3 protein-coding genes are annotated in these 3,756 nt (G+C 71.5%); 1 reads left to right on the forward strand and 2 read right to left on the reverse strand.

The window, feature by feature from the left end; genetic code table 11:
• Positions 1-552 (forward strand): FAD-dependent oxidoreductase (locus JHD21_RS07635; RefSeq protein WP_292673053.1); only part of this gene is annotated, 552 nt, incomplete at its 5' end.
• Positions 553-555: 3 nt separating this feature from the next.
• Here JHD21_RS07635 and JHD21_RS07640 read toward each other — a convergent pair.
• Both JHD21_RS07640 and glmS read right to left on the reverse strand, forming a co-directional pair.
• A complete protein-coding gene (locus tag JHD21_RS07640; protein ID WP_292673056.1) occupies positions 556-2,277 on the reverse strand; it encodes a DEAD/DEAH box helicase in 1,722 nt (573 codons plus the stop codon).
• A 111-nt stretch (positions 2,278-2,388) separates the two neighbouring features.
• On the reverse strand, positions 2,389-3,756 hold a 1,368-nt coding region (gene glmS / locus JHD21_RS07645), incomplete at its 5' end, for a glutamine--fructose-6-phosphate transaminase (isomerizing) (RefSeq protein ID WP_292673058.1).

Consider the following 3,756-nt stretch of genomic DNA (forward strand, 5'->3'; position numbering starts at 1 on the left):
GTCCGCGACACGCTTCCCGACAAGCCCGGCCTGACCGAGCTGTTCGGCAGCGTCGTCGCCCACTGTCCCTTCTGCCACGGCCACGAGTTCGCCGGGCAGCCCATCGCCCTCCTGGGGGTGGCTGGGGCCGGGCACCTGCCGGGGATCCTCGGACCAGTGGTGTCCCGGATCACCGTGCTGACCGACGGCGCCGAGCTCGAGGCCGAGCTGCCGCCCGGGGTCGCCGTCCGTACCGAGCCGGTCGCCGGTGTCTGCCCGTCGCCCGTCGGCGCCCGGGTCGCGTTCACCGAGGGACCGGACGAGGAGGTCGCCGGGCTCTACGTCTCGACGGCCATCGCGCAGGCGGCGCCGTTCGCCGAGCAGCTCGGTCTCGCGATGCAGCCCTCCGGCTGCGTCGAGGTCGACGCGCTGGGGCGCACCAGCCTCCCCGGGGTGCACGCCGCCGGTGACATGGCGCACGTGGCCGCCCTGCCGATGCCGATGGCCTCGGTGGTCTCGGCGGTCGCGTCCGGTGGGACGGCCGCGGCGGCGATGGTGCAGTGGCTCCGGTAGCGGTCAGCTCTTCTTGTGCCGCGGCTTCTTGCCGGCCGGCTTCGGGTCGGGGCGGCCGCCGGGCCTGCCCTCGTCCCGCCTGAGCTCGATCAGCTTGCCGGAGATGCGGGTGCTGCGCAGCGCGTCCCAGGTCGAGGCGGGCAGCTCGGCGGGCAGCTCGACCAGCGAGAAGTCCGGGCGGATGGAGATCGCGCCGAAGTCCTTGCGCGACAGGCCGCCCTCGTTGGCGATGGCGCCGACGATCTGGCGCGGCTCGACCTTGTGCCGCTTGCCCACGCTGATCCGGTAAGTCGCCAGGTCGCTGTCGCTCCGCGCCCGGTGCCGCTCGGCCTTGGCCCCGGCCGCGCGCTCGCCGCGCTCGTCGCGCTCCTCGCGCGGTGCCCGGATCGGGCGCTCCTTCTCCGGGTCGAGGAGCAGGGGCTGGTCACCCTGGAGCACGACGGCCAGGGCCGCGGCGACGTCGACCTCGGGCACGTTGTGCTCGCTGACGTAGTGCGCGACGACGTCGCGGAAGAAGTCCACCCGCTCGGTCTCGCCCAGGGCCGCCGAGATCGCGTCGTCGAACCGGGCCAGCCGGGTGCTGTTGACGTCCTCGACGCTCGGCAGCGACATCTGCACCAGCGTCTGCTTGGTCGCCTTCTCGATGTGCTTGAGCAGGTAGCGCTCGCGGGGGGTGATGAACGAGATCGCGTCGCCCTTGCGGCCGGCCCGGCCGGTGCGCCCGATCCGGTGCACGTAGGACTCGGTGTCCGTCGGGATGTCGTAGTTGACGACGTGGCTGATCCGCTCCACGTCGAGGCCGCGGGCGGCGACGTCGGTGGCGACCAGGATGTCGAGCTCGCCCTTCTTGAGCTGGTTGACGGTCCGCTCCCGGACGTTCTGCACGACGTCACCGTTGATCGCAGTCGCTGAGTAGCCGCGGGCCCGCAGCTTCTCGGCGAGGGTCTCGGTCTCGTTCTTGGTCCGGACGAAGACGATCATCCCCTCGAAGTTCTCCACCTCGAGGATGCGGGTGAGGGCGTCCACCTTCTGGGGGTAGGAGACCATCAGGTAGCGCTGGGTGATGCTCGGCGTGGTCTGGCTGGTGTTCTTGACGGTGATCTCGACCGGGTCGTGCAGGTACGTCGACGACAGCCGGCGGATCGCAGCAGGCATGGTGGCCGAGAACAGCGCGACCTGCTTGTCGGACGGGGTGTCCGCGAGGATCGTCTCGACGTCCTCGGCGAAGCCCATGCTCAGCATCTCGTCGGCCTCGTCGAGCACCAGGAAGCGCAGCTCGGTCAGGTCGAGCGTGCGCTTCTCGAGGTGGTCCATGATCCGGCCGGGCGTGCCCACGACGACGTGAACGCCACGGCGCAGCGCGCTGAGCTGGACCCCGTAGCCCTGGCCGCCGTAGACGGGCAGCACCTTCACCCCGGGCACCTGCGCGGCGTACCGCTCGAAGGCCTCGCACACCTGGAGCGCCAGCTCGCGGGTCGGCGCGAGGACCAGCGCCTGCGGGCTCTTCTGCGACAGGTCGAGGCGGGACAGGATCGGCAGCGCGAACGCCGCGGTCTTGCCGGTGCCGGTCTGGGCGAGGCCCACGACGTCGCGCCCCTCGAGCAGCGGCGGGATCGTCGCGGCCTGGATCGGCGACGGCGTCTCGTAGCCGGCGGCCTGCACCGCGGCGAGCACGCCGTCGGCGAGGCCGAGGTCGGCGAAGCTCTGCTGCTCGGTGTCGGTCACCTGTCAACGGTAGGGCGTGTGTCGAGCCTGGCCGTATTCGTGGCTGCGGTGGGGTGGGTCACCTGGGTCACCTCGGGTGCCACGCTGCGGTGGTCTCGACGCGCCCGTCGCTCACTCGACCGTCACCGACTTCGCCAGGTTGCGCGGCTTGTCGATGTCCCGCTCGAGGTGCAGGGCCGCGTGGTAGGCCAGCAGCTGCAGCGGCACGGTCAGCAGGATCGGGTCGAGCTCCCGCTCGTTGCGGGGTACGTCGATGCGCAGCACCCGGTCCTGGACGTCACCCAGATTGACGTCGGGGTGCGTGATGACCACCAGCGGCCCGCCCCGGGCGGAGATCTCGTGGAGCGCACCGACGTTGCGGTCGGCGAGCTCGTCGTCGGGGACGATCGCCACGGTCGGCACCCGCTTGTCGATCAGCGCGAGCGGGCCGTGCTTGAGCTCCGAGGTCTGGTAGGCCTCCGCGTGCCGGTAGGTGACCTCCTTGAACTTCTGCGCTCCCTCGCGGGCGACCGGGTAGCCGCGCACCCGGCCGATGAAGAAGAGGCTCTCGGCCTTGGCGAGCCGCACGGCCACGGGGACGAGGTCGGACTCGAGGGCCAGCACCTTGTCCAGGTCGCCCGGCAGCCGCTGCAGGCCGGCGACCAGCCGCTTGCCGTCGGCGATGGACAGGTCCCGGACCCGGCCGAGCTGCAGGGCGAGCAGCGCGAACCCGACGTACATCGTCGTGAGCGCCTTCGTCGAGGCGACCGCAACCTCGGGGCCGGCGTGGAGGTAGATGCCGCCGTCGCACTCGCGGGCGATCGCACTCCCCACGACGTTGACCAGGCCGATGCAGCGCCCGCCCTTGCGGCGGATCTCCTGCACGGCGAGCAGGGTGTCGACGGTCTCGCCGGACTGGCTGACCGCGACGTACAGGGTGTCCGGGTCGATGATCGGGTTGCGGTAGCGGAACTCGCTGGCCGCCTCGGCGTCCGCGGGCACCCGGGCCAGCTCCTCGATGAGCTGGGCGCCCATCTGGCCGACGTAGTAGGCCGAGCCGCAGCCGAGGATCTTGACCCGCTTGACCGCGCGGAGGTCGCGGGCGTCCATCTCGAGGCCGCCGAGGTGCGAGGTGCCGAACCGCTCGTCGAGCCGGCCGCGGATGGTCCGCTCGACGGCGTCCGGCTGCTCCAGCATCTCCTTGCGCATGAAGGACTCGTGCTCGCCCGCGTCGTAGGAGGCCGGGTCGATGTCCAGCTTCTTGGCCCGGTGGTCCGTGGCGCTGAGGTCCTCGCGGTAGGTCGTGTAGCCGTTCGCGGTCAGCGTCGCCATCTCACCGTCGTTGAGGTGGACCACGGTGGTCGTGTAGCGGACCAGGGCCGCCAGGTCGGAGGCCACGTGCATCTCCTTGTCACCCACGCCGATGATCAGCGGGCTGCCGTTGCGGGCGACCACGATCCGGTCGGGGAAGTCGGCGTGCAGCACGGCCAGGCCGTAGGT

The sequence above is a fragment of the Nocardioides sp. genome (assembly GCF_016462705.1).
GTDB lineage: Bacteria > Actinomycetota > Actinomycetes > Propionibacteriales > Nocardioidaceae > Nocardioides.